Raw genomic sequence first — 14950 nt, forward strand, 5'->3', positions numbered from 1 at the left:
CGAGCGTCCGTCGTTCCGTCGGGACGACCGTCCCTCCTACGGACAGCGTGACGACCGCCGTGACGACAACCGCGGTGGCGGCTTCCGCCGTGACGACCGTCGTGACGAGCGTCCTTCGTCGTTCCGTCGGGACGACCGTCCGTCGTACCCCTCGCGTGACGACAGCCGTGGCGGCGGTGGCTTCCGCCGTGACGACCGTGGTGGCGACAACCGCGGTGGCTTCCGTCGTGACGACCGCGGTGGTGACAGCCGCGGTGGTGACAGCCGTGGCGGTGGCTTCCGCCGTGACGACCGTGGCGGTGACAACCGCGGTGGCGGCTTCCGTCGTGACGACCGTCGTGACGAGCGTCCTTCGTCGTTCCGTCGGGACGACCGTCCGTCGTACCCCTCGCGTGACGACAGCCGTGGCGGCGGTGGCTTCCGCCGTGACGACCGTCGTGACGAGCGTCCCTCGTCGTTCCGTCGGGACGACAGCCGTGGTGGCGGGTTCCGCCGTGACGACCGGGGCGGCGACAGCCGTGGCGGCGGCTTCCGTCGCGACGACCGCGGTGGCGACCGCGGTGGGTTCCGTGGCCGTGACGACCGGGGCGGCGAGCGTGGCGGTTACCGCGGTCGTGACGACCGGGGTGGCTTCGGGCGCCGTGACGACCGGGACCGTGGCGACCGCGCTCCCATCAAGCGTCTGCCGATCCCGCCGGAGGTCACCGGTGAGGAGATCGACCCGGATGTGCGCCAGGAGCTGATGAGCCTGCCCAAGGGGCTCGCCGAGGACGTCTCGCGCAACCTCGTCATGGTCGCCCAGCTCATCGACGAGGACCCGGAGAAGGCGTACGGGTACTCCCGTGTCGCCCTGCGGCTCGCCTCCCGTGTCGCGGCCGTCCGCGAGGCCGCCGGCTTCGCCGCGTACGCCACGCAGAAGTACTCCGAGGCGCTTGCCGAGTTCCGTGCCGCGCGCCGGATGAGCGGCGGTGTCGAGCTGTGGCCCGTCATGGCCGACTGCGAGCGCGGCCTCGGCCGGCCCGAGCGTGCCCTCGCCATGGCCGGTGAGCCCGAGGTGCAGAAGCTGGACAAGGCCGGGCAGGTCGAGATGCGGCTCGTCGCCGCCGGCGCCCGCCGGGACCTGGGGCAGCTGGACGCGGCCATCGTGACGCTGCAGAGCCCCGAGCTCGCCTCCAGCGCCGTGCACCCGTGGACCGCGCGCCTGCGGTACGCGTACGCCGACGCGCTGCTCGCCGCCGGCCGTGAGCGCGAGGCCCGCGAGTGGTTCGCCAAGGCCCTGGAGGCCGACAAGGACGGCGCCACGGACGCCTCCGACCGCCTCGCCGAGATGGACGGCGTCGAGTTCGTCGACGCGTTCGACGAGTCCGACGACGAGTCCGACGAGTCCGATGAGTCGAACGACTCGGATGTTGTCGACATCGAGCTCGACATCGAGGACGAGGACGAGGACGACGAGGACGAGGACGACCGGGACGGCGACAAGGGCTGATCCGGGCCGGTAGTGAGAAGGGCGGCACCCGTCGGGTGCCGCCCTTCTTCGTTTGTGTGCGTTCCTTTGCCTGCGGTCAGTCCAGCGCCAGGCTTCTCAGGACCAGGCCCGTCGCCGGCTTCGGGCCGAACGAGGTCGACTTGCGGGGCATCGTGACGCCCTGGCGGGCGAGGTCGCGGACGACCTCCTCCCGTACCGGGTGCATGAGGACCGCCGTACCGCCCCGGCGTTCCGCCTGGGCGACCGCCGCCTCCGTGTCGTGGATGTAGGCGATGTCCTCGGGGGCGTCCGGGATGTGCCAGACGTGCTCCAGGAGGGTGGAGTGCAGGACCGTCGCGTCCAGGGTCCGCCAGGCCTGGGGGCGGTCCGTGCGGATCGTGCGGTCCAGGAGGGCGGGGTCCGGGCGGTCGAGCAGGTGGAAGGTGCCGTCGCCCGCGAGGAGGAACGCGTTGCCCTCGGCCGTGGCCGCCTCCAGGGCCTCCAGGGCCACCGGCAGCGGCCGGTCGATGCGGCGCACCCGGAAGGAGTCGCCGAGGGCCGCGAGGGCGTCGGCGACCGGCAGACGGTTGAGGAGACGGTGGATGGCGCGGACCCGCAGCGGGTAGCGGGCGGTGTCGATGAGGAGGACCAGGCCGTAGTTCCAGGGGCCGGGTGCCGCGTGTTCCTCGCGAAGACGCAGGTATGTCGCCCAGCGGTGGTGGCCGTCGGCGATGAGGGCCTGATGGCCCGCCAGTTCGTCCGCGACCGCGGCGAGTTCGGCGGGATCCGTGACCGACCAGAGGCGGTGCTGGAAGCCGTCCTCCGTGGTGGTGGAGAGCAGCGGTTCGCGCCGGACGGCGCGCTCGATGACGGCGTCGGCGCCGCCCTCGTCCGCTCCGACGTATGTGAGGAGCAGGGGCTCCAGGTTGGCGGCCGTGGTCCGCATGAGGGCGGCGCGGTCCTCGACGACGTGCGGCATGACGTCCTCGTGGGGGAGGACGATGCCCTCGGCCGGGGTGGAGAGCTCCAGGGCGCCGATGATGCCGCGCTGGAGGATGCCGTCGCCGTACTGCTCGTACACGTAGAGCGCGGGCTCCGGGTCCGGGGCGAGGACGCCGTCCGCGAGCCAGCGGTCGAGGGTGACGGCGGCCTTGCGGTGGCGGGTGCCGGCGGTGATCGCCTGAGGGAGGATCAGCCGGACGATGTTGTGCGGATCCGCGGACTCCAGATGGAGCAGTCCGTCAGGTCGTACGACGACGTCGTAGGGCGGGGACGTCACGGCGGCGAGGCTGCCGACCCGCTCGGGGACATAGCGGAGTCCGCGGAACGGGGCCAGGCGCAGGCCTGTGGCGTCGTCGCGGACGTCGTCGGCCGCGTGACCTGAGGTGTTCATCCTGTCATCGTATGTGGGCGGGCATGAGCGATGATCGGAAGAGTGGGGGAATTCACCCGGTGATCTGAGGAGTGTGCGGTGACGGTGCGGAACGGCCAGGGACGGCGCGAAGGCGGCAGGAAGCACCCCGGTGGCAGCGCGGTCGCGCTGAGCGAGGCGTACGACACGGCGCTCCTGGACCTGGACGGTGTCGTGTACTTCGCGGGCGGGGCGGCGATCCCGTACGCGGTGGAGGCACTGGGGGCGGCGCGGGCCGGCGGGATGCACCTGGCGTACGTCACCAACAACGCGCTGCGGACGCCCGGTGAGGTGGCGGAGCACCTGACGGAGCTCGGAGTGCCGTCGGAGGCCGGGGACGTGATCACCTCGGCGCAGGCGGTGGCCCGGATGATCGCGGACGAGGTGCCGGCGGGGTCCCGGGTGCTCGTCGTCGGCGGCGAGGGGCTGCGGGTCGCGCTGCGCGAGCGGGGACTCGTACCGGTGGAGTCGGCCGACGACGACCCGGTGGCGGTCGTGCAGGGGTACGGCGGGCCGGGGATGCCCTGGGCGCGGTTCGCGGAGGCGGCCTACGCGGTGGGGCGGGGTGTGCCGTGGTACGCCTCGAACACGGACCTGACGATTCCCGGGACGCGGGGGATCGGGCCGGGGAACGGGGCCGCGGTGGAGGTCGTACGGATCGCCACCGGGCACCGGGTGGAGCCGAAGGTCGCGGGGAAGCCGCTGCCGCCGATGCACCGGGAGACGGTGCTGCGGACGGGGGCGGAGCGGCCGCTGGTGGTGGGGGACCGGCTGGACACGGACATCGAGGGCGCGTTCAACGGCGGGGTCGACTCGCTGCTCGTGCTGACCGGGGTGACGGACGTGGCGCAGCTGCTCGCGGCCGTGCCCGAGCACCGGCCCACGTATGTGGCGGCCGATCTGCGGGGGCTGCTCGTGGGGCAGCCCGAGGTCGTCGCCGACGGGGACGGGGGCTTCGTGTGCGGGGGGTGGCGGGCCTCCGTGAGCGGCGGTGAGCTCGTCCTCGACGGCGCGCGGGGCGAGGGGGCGGACGTACTGGACGCCGCGCGGGGCGAGGGGGCGGACGTACTGGACGCCGTGCGGGCGCTGTGCGGGGCGGCCTGGTCGGAGGCGGACCGGCCGGGCGGCGGCGTGCCGGACGCGGGGAAGGCGCTGGCGCTGCTCGGGGTGTGAGATCCCGGCACCCCGGGCAGAGTGTGAAGTTGGGTAGGCTAACCTAACTTCGCGTGGGTCGTGGTCGTCACCGCCGGCATGACCACGGACGAGAAGCGGGAGTGCGGGTATGGACGGTCGGCAGCAGCAGCGCCTGAGCGCGGAATCGGTCACCCTGGCGTACGAGCAGCGGGTCATCGCCCGCGAGCTGTCCGTCGCGATCCCCGACAACTCGTTCACCGTCATCGTCGGGCCCAACGCCTGCGGCAAGTCCACCCTGCTGCGCGCCCTCTCCCGGATGCTGAAGCCCAGCGAGGGCCGCGTCCTGCTCGACGGGCAGTCCATCCACGCGATGCCCGCCAAGAAGGTCGCCAAGACCCTGGGGCTGCTGCCCCAGACCTCCGTGGCCCCCGACGGCATCACCGTCGCCGACCTCGTCGCGCGCGGCCGCTACCCGCACCAGGGGCTGCTGCGCCAGTGGTCTCCGGAGGACGAGCGGATCGTCCGGGAGTCGATGGAGTCGACCGGTGTCGCCGAGCTCGCCGGGCGGTACGTGGACGAGCTCTCGGGCGGGCAGCGCCAGCGCGTCTGGATCGCGATGGCGCTCGCCCAGCAGACGCCGCTGCTGCTGCTCGACGAGCCCACCACGTACCTCGACATCCAGCACCAGATCGACGTCCTCGACCTGTGCGCCGAGCTGCACGAGACGCGGGGGCGGACGCTGGTCGCCGTCCTCCACGACCTGAACCACGCGGCCCGGTACGCGACCCATCTGATCGCCGTCCGCGACGGCGGGGTCGTCGCCGAGGGCCCGCCGTCGGAGATCGTGACCGCCGAGCTGGTCGAGCGGGTCTTCGGGCTGCGCTGCCAGGTCATCGACGACCCCGAGACGGGGACGCCGCTGGTCGTACCGGCGGGGCGGAGGGCGCGGGGCCGGGTGGCCGTGCCGGCGCAGTCCGAGGAGCCCGCCGCGCAGCAGCCCGTGCTGCAGAAGTGAAGCCCCGTGCGGCAGGGGCCCCGCGCTGCGGGGGCGACCGCAGGCGCAGCAGCCCGTGCTACAGAAGTGACCGCAGTTTCAGGAGGTCGCGGAAGCCGGCCTCCAGTCTGACCCGGCCCGCGGCCCAGGCCTTCGCGAAGTTCAGCTCGCCCGCCACCATCGCCACCAGGTCGTCGCCGGTCATCGACAGCCGGATCTGCGCCTTCGTCGTCGGCGGGCCGTCCACCGTCCCTTCGACCCGGATCCGGCCGTCCGCGAGACGGCCCGTGAACGTCGTGTCGAGGTCCGTGATGTGGCAGCTCAGGCTGCGGTCGAGCGCGGCCGCACCGCGCACGCCCTCGTCGGCCCGCGCGAGATTGTCCGAAAGTCTGTCCAGTGCGCCGCGGCACTCCGTGATCGTCGCCATCGCCGTCGACGGTACCCCAGGGCTTCGCGGTAGCGTCGGGGCATGAGCGTCGCCACCCCCGAAGCCCCGCGGGAGCAGGACCCTGCCGAGACGTACGAGCCCGCCGGGCCCGCGCCGCTCGGTGTCGCCATCGAGCTCACCGGCCATCCCGCCGTCGACGCCGGCCTCGCGCGTCTCGCCGAGGTGGACCACCTCCCGGCGGACGGACACCTGGAGGTGTACGAGGATGTACACGGTGGACTGCGCGCCGAGCTGACCTCGCTCGACACGCACCCCGCCCCCCGTCCGTACGACAACAGGAGCTGAACCGAACGTGGCAGGAGTGGCACGCCGCCGTCTCGACGCCGAGCTGGTCCGGCGCAAGCTCGCGCGCTCGCGCGAGCACGCCAGCCAGCTGATCGCCGCGGGCCGGGTGACCGTCGGCAAGACCGTCGCCACCAAGCCCGCCACCCAGGTCGAGACCGCCGCGGCCATCGTCGTCGTCCAGGACGACTCCGATCCCGACTACGTCTCGCGCGGCGGCCACAAGCTCGCCGGGGCCTTCGCCGCCTTCGTGCCCCGGGGGCTGAAGGTCGAGGGCCGGCGGGCCCTGGACGCCGGAGCCTCCACCGGCGGCTTCACGGATGTCCTGCTGCGCGCGGGCGCCGCCCATGTCGTCGCCGTCGACGTCGGTTACGGACAGCTCGCCTGGTCGCTGCAGAGCGACGAGCGCGTCACCGTGAAGGACCGCACGAACGTACGCGAGTTGACGCTCGACGCCATCGACGGGATCCCGGTCGACCTCGTCGTCGGCGACCTCTCCTTCATCCCGCTCGGTCTCGTCCTGCCCGCCCTCGCCGCCTGCACGGCGCCCGGCGCCGACCTCGTCCTCATGGTCAAGCCGCAGTTCGAGGTGGGCAAGGAGCGGCTCGGGACGGGCGGGGTCGTACGGTCCACCGAGCTCCGCGCGGACGCCGTGAAGAACGTGGCCCGGCAGGCCGGCGAGCTCGGCCTCGGTGTCCTCGGCGTCACCGCGAGCCCGCTGCCCGGGCCCTCCGGCAACGTCGAGTACTTTCTGTGGCTGCGGGCAGGCGCGCCCGCGCTGGATCCGGCGGACGTCGACCGCGCCGTGGCGGAGGGACCTCGTTGAGCTCAACGGCAGCAGCACCATCGGGAACAACACGCACCGTCTTCCTGCTCGCGCACACCGGCCGGCCGGCCGCCGTGCGCAGCGCCGAACTGGTCGTCCTGGGGCTGCTGCGCAGCGGCATCGGCGTCCGCGTCCTGGAGGCCGAAGCCGCGGACCTGCCGCTGCCGCCGTCCGTCGAGAAGGTGCCGGAGGCCTGCTCCGACGCGCTCGACGGCTGTGAACTCCTCGTCGTCCTCGGCGGCGACGGCACCCTGCTGCGGGGCGCCGAGTTCTCCCGCGCCTCCGGCGTGCCCATGCTCGGCGTCAACCTGGGGCGCGTCGGCTTCCTCGCGGAGGCCGAGCGCGACGACCTCGACAAGGTCGTCGACCGGGTCGTCACCAAGGCGTACGAGGTCGAGGAGCGGATGACCCTCGACGTCACCGTGTACGAGAACGGCGACGTCCTGCACCGCGACTGGGCGCTCAACGAGGCCGCCGTGCAGAAGGTCTCGCCCGAGCGGATGCTGGAGGTCGTCCTGGCGATCGACGGGCGCCCGGTGACCGGCTTCGGCTGCGACGGGGTGATCTGCGCGACACCCACCGGCTCCACCGCGTACGCCTTCTCGGCGGGCGGCCCGGTCGTCTGGCCCGAGGTCGAGGCGCTGCTCATGGTTCCGATCGGGGCCCACGCCCTGTTCGCCAAGCCGCTGATCACCACCCCCCAGTCGGTGCTCGCCGTCGAGGTCGAGCCGCACACCCCGCACGGGGTGCTGTGGTGCGACGGGCGGCGGACCGTGGAACTCCCGGCGGGCGCGCGCGTCGAGGTGCGGCGGGGCGCCGTGCCCGTGCGGCTCGCCCGGCTGCACCACGCCTCCTTCACCGACCGGCTCGTCGCCAAGTTCGCCCTGCCCGTCTCGGGATGGCGGGGCGCACCGCACTGATCCCCGGGGGTGTCCGGAAAGTCCCGCGCAGTACCCCCCGGCCCGCTCCGTAACGAGTGGTGCTCCCGGGGGTTACGCACGGGGGCGATGTCGCATCCGACCCGGGAAACCTCGTATGGTCTGGGGCGTGCTGGAGGAGATGCGGATACGGTCGCTCGGGGTCATCGACGACGCGGTGGTCGAGCTGTCACCGGGCTTCACCGCCGTGACCGGTGAGACCGGTGCGGGCAAGACGATGGTCGTGACCAGCCTGGGGCTGCTGCTCGGCGGACGTGCCGACCCGGCCCTGGTGCGGATCGGCGCGGCGTCGGCCGTCGTCGAGGGGCGGATCAGCGTGCCCGCGGGCGCGCCCGCCGCCGTACGCGCCGAGGAGGCCGGTGCCGAGCTCGACGAGGGCGTGCTCCTCGTCAGCCGTACCGTCTCGGCCGAGGGACGCTCGCGCGCCCACCTCGGCGGGCGCTCCGTGCCCGTCGGGCTGCTCGCCGAACTCGCCGACGAACTCGTCGCCGTCCACGGCCAGACCGACCAGCAGGGCCTGCTCAAGCCCGCCCGGCAGCGCGGCGCGCTCGACCGGTACGCGGGCGAGGCCGTCTCCGTGCCGCTCGCCGCCTACGGCGAGGCGTACCGGCGGCTGCGCGCCGTCACCGCCGAGCTGGACGAGATCACCACCCGGGCCAGGGAACGCGCCCAGGAGGCCGATCTGCTGCGCTTCGGGCTCGGCGAGATCGAGGCCGTCGCCCCGCTGCCCGGGGAGGACGCCGAACTGGCCGCCGAGGCCGAGCGGCTCGGGCACGCCGAGGCCCTCGCCTCCGCCGCCGCGCTCGCGCACGGCGCGCTCGCGGGCAACCCCGAGGACCCCGAGGCCGTCGACGCGACCACCCTGGTCGCGGGTGCGGGCCGGGCCCTGGAGGCCGTACGGTCGCACGATCCGGCGCTCGCCGGGCTCGCCGACCGGATGGGCGAGATCTCCATCCTGCTGTCGGACGTGGCGCAGGAACTGGCCGGTTACGCCGACGACCTGGACGCCGACCCGCTGCGGCTCGCCGCCGTCGAGGAGCGGCGGGCGGCCCTCACCCAGCTGACCAGGAAGTACGGCGAGGACATCGCCGCCGTCCTGGCCTGGGCGGAGGAGAGCGCCGGGCGGCTCGGTGAGCTCGACGGCGACGACGACCGGATCGAGGAGCTCACCGCCGAGCGGGACCGGCTCCGCGACGAGCTCTCGGTGCTCGCGCAGGCGCTGACCGACGCGCGCACGGAGACGGCCGCGCGGTTCGCCGACGCGGTCACCGCCGAGCTCGCCTCGCTGGCCATGCCGCACGCGCGCGTGTCCTTCGCCATCGCGCAGACCGAGGACGAGGAGGGCGTGGAGGTCGGCGGTCGCCGGGTGGCCTACGGCCCGTCCGGGGCCGACGAGGTGGAGCTGCTGCTCGCCCCGCATCCCGGTGCCCCGCCCCGGCCCATCGCCAAGGGCGCCTCCGGTGGTGAGCTGTCCCGCGTGATGCTCGCCGTGGAGGTCGTCTTCGCCGGGGTCGACCCGGTGCCGACGTACCTCTTCGACGAAGTCGACGCGGGCGTCGGCGGCAAGGCGGCGGTCGAGATCGGCCGCCGGCTCGCCAAGCTCGCCAAGTCCGCGCAGGTCGTCGTCGTCACCCACCTCCCGCAGGTCGCGGCCTTCGCCGACCGGCAGCTGCTCGTCGAGAAGACCAACGACGGCTCCGTGACCCGCTCCGGCGTCACCGTCCTGGAGGGCGAGGAGCGGGTCCGGGAGCTGTCCCGGATGCTCGCCGGCCAGGAGGACTCCGAGACGGCCAGGGCCCACGCGGAGGAGCTGCTCGCCACGGCCCGGGCGGACGCGTGACCCCGGCCCCCGGGACCCGCGCGGGGCGCGGGGGTCCCGGGCGGATCGGGACCTTCGCCGCGGCCTTCGGCGCGTGCCGGCTCGCGTACGGGCGGCTGAGGCGGCGGCCGCCGGGGAACCCGAAGAGCTGGGACCGGACCAACTACGGGGGCCGGCCGGTCTCCCTGCTGGCCGGTCCGGCCGTCGCGTTCGGCTCGGCCGCCGCCGTCCTGCCCGCCGCGCCCGCCGCCTCCCTCGCCGTCGCCGCGGCGGCCGTGTGCGGGCGGTACGACGACCTGCGGGGCGACCACCGGCGCGGGTTCCGGGCGCAACTGGGAGCGCTTCGGGGCGGTGAGGTGACCAGCGGGGCCGTGAAGCTGTTCGGGATCGGTGCCGCCTCGCTCGTCGCCGGGGCCCTCCTCAAGGAGAAGCCCCTCGACAAGCTCCTCGCCGGCGTCGTCATCGCCGGCACCGCGCACCTGGTGAACCTCGTGGACGTACGGCCCGGGCGCGCGAGCCTGCTCGTGCTGGGGCTCGGCGCGCCGGGGCTGCTGCGGGGGTCGCTCGCGGCCGCGCCGATGGGGGCCGCGGCGGCGCTCCTCGGCGAGGACCTCGGCGAGGAGACCATGCTCGGCGACCTGGGCGCGCACGCGCTCGGTGCCGCCGTCGGCAGTGCCGTCGCCGCCTCCAACGGGCGGCTCGGGCTCGCCGCGCACGCGGGCGGTCTGGTCGCCGCCGCCGTGTGGGGGGAGCGCGCGGGCTCCGGCTGAGGGGCGCGCGCGTGGTGCGGGGAGAGCGGGCCGCGTACCGGGGCGCTCACCCTTGTGGGTGAACCCGTGGGATGTGTGGCCGCCCCGTACTCCTTCCGCACAGGGGAACGACGCCACTTCGGTGCCGGAACGTGCGTACGGTCGGGGGCACGGGCTGGCATCCTTGGGCGCGTGACACAGCTCCGTACGGTCCAAGTGCTGGGCGGCGGCGGCGCGGGCAGTAGCGCGCACGTCCGATCACTTGCCTCGGGGCTGGTGGCGAGGGGCGTGCGGGTGACCGTGTGCGCCCCGGCCGAACTCGACCACGCATACGACTACTTGGGCGCCGGCGCGCACTTCGTGCCGCTGCCCCGGCTCGGCGACCCCGCGACCATCACCGCGCTCCGCAACGCCTGCATCGGCGCCGACGTGGTCCACGCGCACGGCCTCCAGGCCTCCGTACGGGCCGCGCTCGCGCTCGCCGGTGGCGGCGGCCGGGCCCCTCTGGTGAGCACCTGGCACAGCCGGAACCACGTCGACGGGGCGCGGGGCGGGGTGCTGCGGCTCCTCGAACGGAAGACCGCGCGCGCCGCGACCGTCGTCCTCGGCACCTCCTCCGAACTCGTCGACCGGGCCAGGCGGCGCGGCGCCAGGGACGCCCGTCTCGCCCCCGTCACCGTGCCCGCCGCGCGCGGGCCCGTCTGCCTCCACGACGGCAAGGCCCGCGCCGAACTCGGCGCCGTCGACCGGCCCCTGCTCATGGCCGTCGGAGCGCTGGAACGCGGCCGGGGGTACCGGACGCTGCTCGACGCGGCACGGCTGTGGCGGGGACTCGATCCGGAACCGCTGCTCGTGATCGCGGGGGAGGGACCCGAACGGGCCTTCCTGCAACGGCGGATCGTCGAGGAACGGCTCGCCGTGCGGCTCATCGGCCGGCGGGACGACGTCGCCGAGCTGCTCGCGGCCGCCGACGTCGCCGTCCTGCCCTCGCGGTGGGAGGCCCGCTCCCTGCTCGCGCAGGAGGCGCTCCGGCTCGGGGTGCCGCTCGTCGCGACGGCCGTCGGCGGCGTACCGGAACTCGTCGGGGACGCGGCCGAGCTGGTGCCGTACGGGGACGCGGGGGCCCTGGCGGGGGCGGTACGGGGGCTGTTGGAGGACGCGGACCGGCGGATGGACCTGGCGGCGGCGGGGCGGGTGCAGGCGGGGTCCTGGCCCACGGAGGACGAGACGATCGCCCACGTGCTGTCGGTGTACGACGAGTTGTCGGGACGGTGACGTCCGTTTCCGTCATGGGCCGCGCCCCGCGCCCGTGTGGGCCATCGTCCCGCAGGGCGGGACGGGTGGGCACACGGGACGGCGCCCCTGGCGGCGCCTCCGCGTTCCGGGCCTGGACCCGCACCACAAGCGGCGGCGCACAACGTGGTGCGGGTCCAGGCACAGAAGCCTCTGGCGCCGGCAGGGCGCGGGTCCGTTGTGCCCACCCTCCCCCAAGCTCTCGGCTTCGCTCGAGCAGGGGGGACCCCCATCGCCCTGGCGGAACGCATGCCCACAACGGGTCGGCGCCTACGGCGTGTGGCGGCGGGCTCTGAGGGCCAGGGAGAGGGCCAGGACCGTCTGGGGGTCGTCCAGGTCCGTGCCCAGGAGTTCGGAGATGCGGGCCAGGCGGTTGTAGAGGGTCTGGCGGTTGAGGTGCAGCTCGCGCGCCGTCTCCGCCTTGCGGCCCGCGTGCGCCAGATAGGTCTCCAGCGTGGGGAGGAGCGGGGGACGGGACGCCTTGTCGTGGTCCCGCAGCGGGCCGATCGCCCGGTCCACGAAGGCCGCCAGGTCCGGGTGGTCGCGCAGGCGCCAGAGCAGCAGGTCGATGTCCAGGCGCCGGGCGTCGTACCAGGGGAGGTCCGAGAGGCCCTGCGCCGCCGTCGCCGTCTCCGCCGCGTGCCGCAGCCCTGCCGACGCCGCCGCCCAGCCACCCGCCACGCCGACCACGACGACCGGCGGGTGCACTCCGGCGCGTTCCAGGCCGGCCCGCTCCACGCCCGCGCGGAGCGCCGCCGCGACCCGGTCCGCGACCGCCGTGCGTTCCGATTCCGAGCGCAGGCCCAGGAGCAGCGGGACGCGCCCCTCCACGGGGCGGACGCCCAGGAGGGCCGGGACGCCCACCGAGGACAGTTCCTCCAGGACCGCCCGGGCCAGCAGCGCCCAGTTGCCCGAGGGGGAGAGCTCCGAGGCCAGGCGCATGACCACCGGGAGCAGGGGGCCGTCGCCCGGTTTGAAGCCCAGGACCCTCGCCTGTGCCGGCGCGTCCTCCGCCGAGATGCGGCCCTCCGCCAGGTCCGTCAGGAAGTCGCCCCGGCCGCGTGCCGCCAGCTCCTCCTCCTGGCGGGCCTGCATGAGGACGACCGCGAGGAGCCCCGCCGCCCGCTCGGCCGCCATCCGGTGGACGGGGGAGAGGGCGCCGGAGACCGCGAGGAGGACCAGGCGGGCCCGCACCGAGCCCGTACCGGGGCCGCCGCCGGGGACGTCGACGAGGACCGTGCCGGTGGGCGGGCCGGACTCGCGGGCCGCCCGCTGGCCGCGCAGCCCGTCCCACACCTGGAGCGGGTCGGCCGGCGCGGACTCGGTGCCCGCCGCGTACAGCAGCTGTCCGTCGGCGGTCTCCAGGAAGACCGGGTTGGCGGCGAAGTCGGAGAGGATGCGGAGGACCTGCGGCACTCCGCCGCCGCCGAGCAGCGCCTCCGTGCACTGCCGGTGGACCTCCTCGGCCTGCCGCTGGAGGGCGTAGTGGCCGTTGACGATCTCGGTGTGGATCTCCTCCGTGACGGCGACGAAGGGGACCTCGCGGTGGAGCTGGACGAGCGGCAGGCCGGCCGCCCGCGCGGTCTCCACTATCGTCGCCGGCAGGCGGGCGAAGCGCGGGCCGAGTTCGACGACGAGCGCCGCGATGCCCCGGTCGGCGAGCCGGCGGACGAAGGCCCGCTGCTCGGCCGGGCGGGTGCCCAGGCCGAGGCCCGTCGTGAGGAGTAGCTCGCCGCCCTTGAGCAGCGAAGCGATGTTCGGCACCTCGCCCGCGTGCACCCAGCGCACCGTGCGGTGCAGCCGGTCCGCGCCGGCCACCACCTCCGGGAGCCCGCCGCGCAGTCCGGGGAGTTCGAGCGCCCGCTGCACGGTGATCCCGCCCTGATTGTCCATGGGGCCGGACGCTACCCGCGTCCGTGTTCCGGCGACATCACCTGACGGTTACGGGACCGGACAGTTCGTACACCAGGGCGACAACTCGTCGCCCCGTGGCGGGAATTGTGCGACCGCATGTCGATTGTGGCCTACGTCACTCGCGAGGATCCTCTCGGCCCATGGCAGAGAATCCCACCCCAGAGGTCCACCGGCTCAAGGCGAACTCGGTCGGACTCGTCGGCGTCGTCTTCATGGCCGTCGCCACCGCCGCCCCGATCACGGCGATGACCGGAAACCTCCCCATCGCCGTCGGCTTCGGCAACGGTACCGGCGCCCCCGCCGGATATCTCTTCGCGACGCTCGTCCTGACCGTCTTCTCGGTCGGCTACGTCGCCATGGCCAAGCGGATCACGGCCGCCGGTGCCTTCTACGGCTACATCTCGCACGGCCTGGGCCGGATCGCCGGCATGGCCTCCGGCATGCTCGCCGTCCTCGCGTACATCGTCTTCGAGGCCTCGATCGTCGGCGTCTTCTCCTACTTCGCCAAGACGACCGTCGCCGACCAGCTCGGCGTGGACCTGCCGTGGATCCTGTACGCGGCGGTCATGCTGGCCGTCACCGCCGTCCTGTCGTACTTCGACATCAACCTGACCGCCAAGGCGCTGGGCGTGATGCTGGTCGCGGAGATCGCCGTCCTCTTCGCGGTCGCCACCGCCGTCCTGATCGCCGGCGGCGGCCCCGACGGCATCCCCGTCGAGCCGATCAACCCGAAGAACGCCTTCACCGGCACCTCCGCCGGACTCGGCCTCTTCTTCGCCTTCTGGTCCTGGGTCGGCTTCGAGTCGACCGCGATGTACGGCGAGGAGTCCCGCGACCCCAAGCGGGTCATCCCCAAGGCCACCCTGATCTCCGTCGTCGGCGTCGGCCTCTTCTACATCTACGTCTCGTGGATGACGATCGCCGGGAACGGCCTCGCCGGTTCCGTGAAGCTGTCCGCGTCCGCGAGCCCCCTCGACCTGTTCTTCGCGCCCACCCAGACCTTCATCGGCGCCTGGGCCGTCGACGCCTTCCAGTGGCTGCTGCTCACCGGCTCCTTCGCCTGCGGCATGGCCTTCCACCAGTGCGCCTCGCGCTACCTCTACGCCATCGGCCGAGAGGGCTTCCTCCACCCGGCGCTCGGCCGGACGCACGTGAAGCACGGCTCGCCGTACATCGCCTCGTACGTGCAGAGCGCGATCGCCGTCGCCCTCGTCGCCGCCTTCTGGCTCACCGGCCAGGACCCCTACATCCACCTCTACACGCTGCTCGCGATCCTCGGCACGATGGCGATCCTCATCGTCCAGACGCTCTGCTCCTTCGCCGTCATCGGCTACTTCCGCAAGAACCACCCCGAGGACCGGCACTGGTTCAGGACCCTCACGGCCCCGCTCCTCGGCGGCATCGGCATGATCGCCGTCGTCGTCCTGCTGGTCATGAACATGGAGACAGCGGCCGGTCTCGCGGCCGACTCCCTCTTCTTCAAGGCGATCCCCTGGATCGTCGGCGCCGTCTTCTTCGGCGGCCTCGGCCTCGGCTTCTACCTCAAGGCCAAGCGGCCCGAACGCTACGAGATCATCGGCCGGATCGTCCTGGAGGACGCCACCGAGCGCACCGACGAAGAAGCCCCCGAACCCGCCTCCGTACCCCAGAGCTGAATCCCCTCACCCTCCAGGA

Annotated in this window: 13 protein-coding genes and 1 pseudogene; 11 read left to right on the forward strand and 3 right to left on the reverse strand. The window is 73.9% G+C overall.

The annotated features are described in order from the left end of the window. Together ACF07V_RS14595 and ACF07V_RS14600 are read left to right on the forward strand one after the other, a co-directional pair. A pseudogene (locus ACF07V_RS14595) lies at nucleotides 1–667 on the forward strand (RNA helicase); the annotation flags it as partial. Between the two features lie 75 nt (nucleotides 668–742). After that, complete coding sequence (locus ACF07V_RS14600; RefSeq protein WP_392154902.1) at nucleotides 743–1489, forward strand: hypothetical protein; 747 nt, start codon at nucleotides 743–745, stop codon at nucleotides 1487–1489. Nucleotides 1490–1565: 76 nt separating this feature from the next. Here ACF07V_RS14600 and ACF07V_RS14605 read toward each other — a convergent pair whose 3' ends face one another. Next, nucleotides 1566–2861, reverse strand: a complete 1296-nt coding sequence (locus ACF07V_RS14605) for a DUF1015 domain-containing protein (protein ID WP_392154217.1) — start codon at nucleotides 2859–2861, stop codon at nucleotides 1566–1568. 78 nt (nucleotides 2862–2939) lie between these two features. On the opposite strand from ACF07V_RS14605, the gene ACF07V_RS14610 reads away from it, so the two are divergent. Beyond that, entirely contained in the window at nucleotides 2940–4052 is a 1113-nt protein-coding gene (locus ACF07V_RS14610; protein WP_392154219.1) for an HAD hydrolase-like protein, read from the forward strand. A gap of 109 nt (nucleotides 4053–4161) precedes the next feature. After that, nucleotides 4162–5028 (forward strand): ABC transporter ATP-binding protein, encoded by an 867-nt coding sequence (locus tag ACF07V_RS14615; RefSeq protein WP_392154220.1) that lies wholly within the window; start codon nucleotides 4162–4164, stop codon nucleotides 5026–5028. 58 nt (nucleotides 5029–5086) lie between these two features. Here ACF07V_RS14615 and ACF07V_RS14620 read toward each other — a convergent pair whose 3' ends face one another. Beyond that, nucleotides 5087–5434, reverse strand: coding sequence for an SCP2 sterol-binding domain-containing protein (locus tag ACF07V_RS14620; RefSeq protein ID WP_392154222.1), 348 nt, complete (start codon nucleotides 5432–5434; stop codon nucleotides 5087–5089). A 42-nt stretch (nucleotides 5435–5476) separates the two neighbouring features. On the opposite strand from ACF07V_RS14620, the gene ACF07V_RS14625 reads away from it, so the two are divergent. From ACF07V_RS14625 to ACF07V_RS14650, 6 genes are all read left to right on the forward strand, one after another. Then, nucleotides 5477–5740 (forward strand): hypothetical protein, encoded by a 264-nt coding sequence (locus tag ACF07V_RS14625; RefSeq protein WP_392154224.1) that lies wholly within the window; start codon nucleotides 5477–5479, stop codon nucleotides 5738–5740. Between the two features lie 7 nt (nucleotides 5741–5747). Continuing rightward, nucleotides 5748–6563, forward strand: a complete 816-nt coding sequence (locus ACF07V_RS14630) for a TlyA family RNA methyltransferase (RefSeq protein ID WP_030694202.1) — start codon at nucleotides 5748–5750, stop codon at nucleotides 6561–6563. Beyond that, nucleotides 6560–7483, forward strand: coding sequence for an NAD kinase (locus tag ACF07V_RS14635; RefSeq protein ID WP_392154226.1), 924 nt, complete (start codon nucleotides 6560–6562; stop codon nucleotides 7481–7483). Before ACF07V_RS14630 ends, ACF07V_RS14635 begins: the two co-directional genes overlap by 4 nt. A 115-nt stretch (nucleotides 7484–7598) precedes the next feature. Next, nucleotides 7599–9341 carry a DNA repair protein RecN gene (recN, locus tag ACF07V_RS14640; RefSeq protein WP_392154228.1) on the forward strand — a complete coding sequence of 581 codons (1743 nt, stop codon included), beginning with the start codon at nucleotides 7599–7601 and terminating at the stop codon, nucleotides 9339–9341. Further along, entirely contained in the window at nucleotides 9338–10090 is a 753-nt protein-coding gene (locus tag ACF07V_RS14645; RefSeq protein ID WP_392154230.1) for a hypothetical protein, read from the forward strand. The genes recN and ACF07V_RS14645 overlap by 4 nt, the downstream gene beginning before the upstream one ends. Before the next feature lie 171 nt (nucleotides 10091–10261). Beyond that, entirely contained in the window at nucleotides 10262–11344 is a 1083-nt protein-coding gene (locus ACF07V_RS14650; protein ID WP_392154231.1) for a glycosyltransferase family 4 protein, read from the forward strand. 288 nt (nucleotides 11345–11632) lie between these two features. Here the strand turns inward: ACF07V_RS14650 and ACF07V_RS14655 are convergent, their stop codons facing one another. Continuing rightward, a complete protein-coding gene (locus ACF07V_RS14655) occupies nucleotides 11633–13255 on the reverse strand; it encodes a PucR family transcriptional regulator (protein ID WP_392154233.1) in 1623 nt (540 codons plus the stop codon). 161 nt (nucleotides 13256–13416) lie between these two features. On the opposite strand from ACF07V_RS14655, the gene ACF07V_RS14660 reads away from it, so the two are divergent. After that, complete coding sequence (locus ACF07V_RS14660) at nucleotides 13417–14931, forward strand: APC family permease (protein WP_392154235.1); 1515 nt, start codon at nucleotides 13417–13419, stop codon at nucleotides 14929–14931. The last annotated feature ends 19 nt before the right edge of the window (nucleotides 14932–14950 follow it).

Origin of the sequence: Streptomyces sp. NPDC015661 (assembly GCF_043077765.1) — a bacterium.
Lineage (GTDB): Bacteria > Actinomycetota > Actinomycetes > Streptomycetales > Streptomycetaceae > Streptomyces.

Bases quoted from the DNA above. Each gene is read 5' to 3' on its own strand.
- ACF07V_RS14600 (WP_392154902.1), top strand. From the start codon at position 743: ATGAGCCTGCCCAAGGGGCTCGCCGAGGACGTCTCGCGCAACCTCGTC.
- ACF07V_RS14605 (WP_392154217.1), bottom strand. From the start codon at position 2,861: ATGAACACCTCAGGTCACGCGGCCGACGACGTCCGCGACGACGCCACA.
- ACF07V_RS14615 (WP_392154220.1), top strand. From the start codon at position 4,162: ATGGACGGTCGGCAGCAGCAGCGCCTGAGCGCGGAATCGGTCACCCTG.
- ACF07V_RS14620 (WP_392154222.1), bottom strand. From the start codon at position 5,434: ATGGCGACGATCACGGAGTGCCGCGGCGCACTGGACAGACTTTCGGAC.
- ACF07V_RS14625 (WP_392154224.1), top strand. From the start codon at position 5,477: ATGAGCGTCGCCACCCCCGAAGCCCCGCGGGAGCAGGACCCTGCCGAG.
- recN (WP_392154228.1), top strand. From the start codon at position 7,599: ATGGTCTGGGGCGTGCTGGAGGAGATGCGGATACGGTCGCTCGGGGTC.
- ACF07V_RS14655 (WP_392154233.1), bottom strand. From the start codon at position 13,255: ATGGACAATCAGGGCGGGATCACCGTGCAGCGGGCGCTCGAACTCCCC.
- ACF07V_RS14660 (WP_392154235.1), top strand. From the start codon at position 13,417: ATGGCAGAGAATCCCACCCCAGAGGTCCACCGGCTCAAGGCGAACTCG.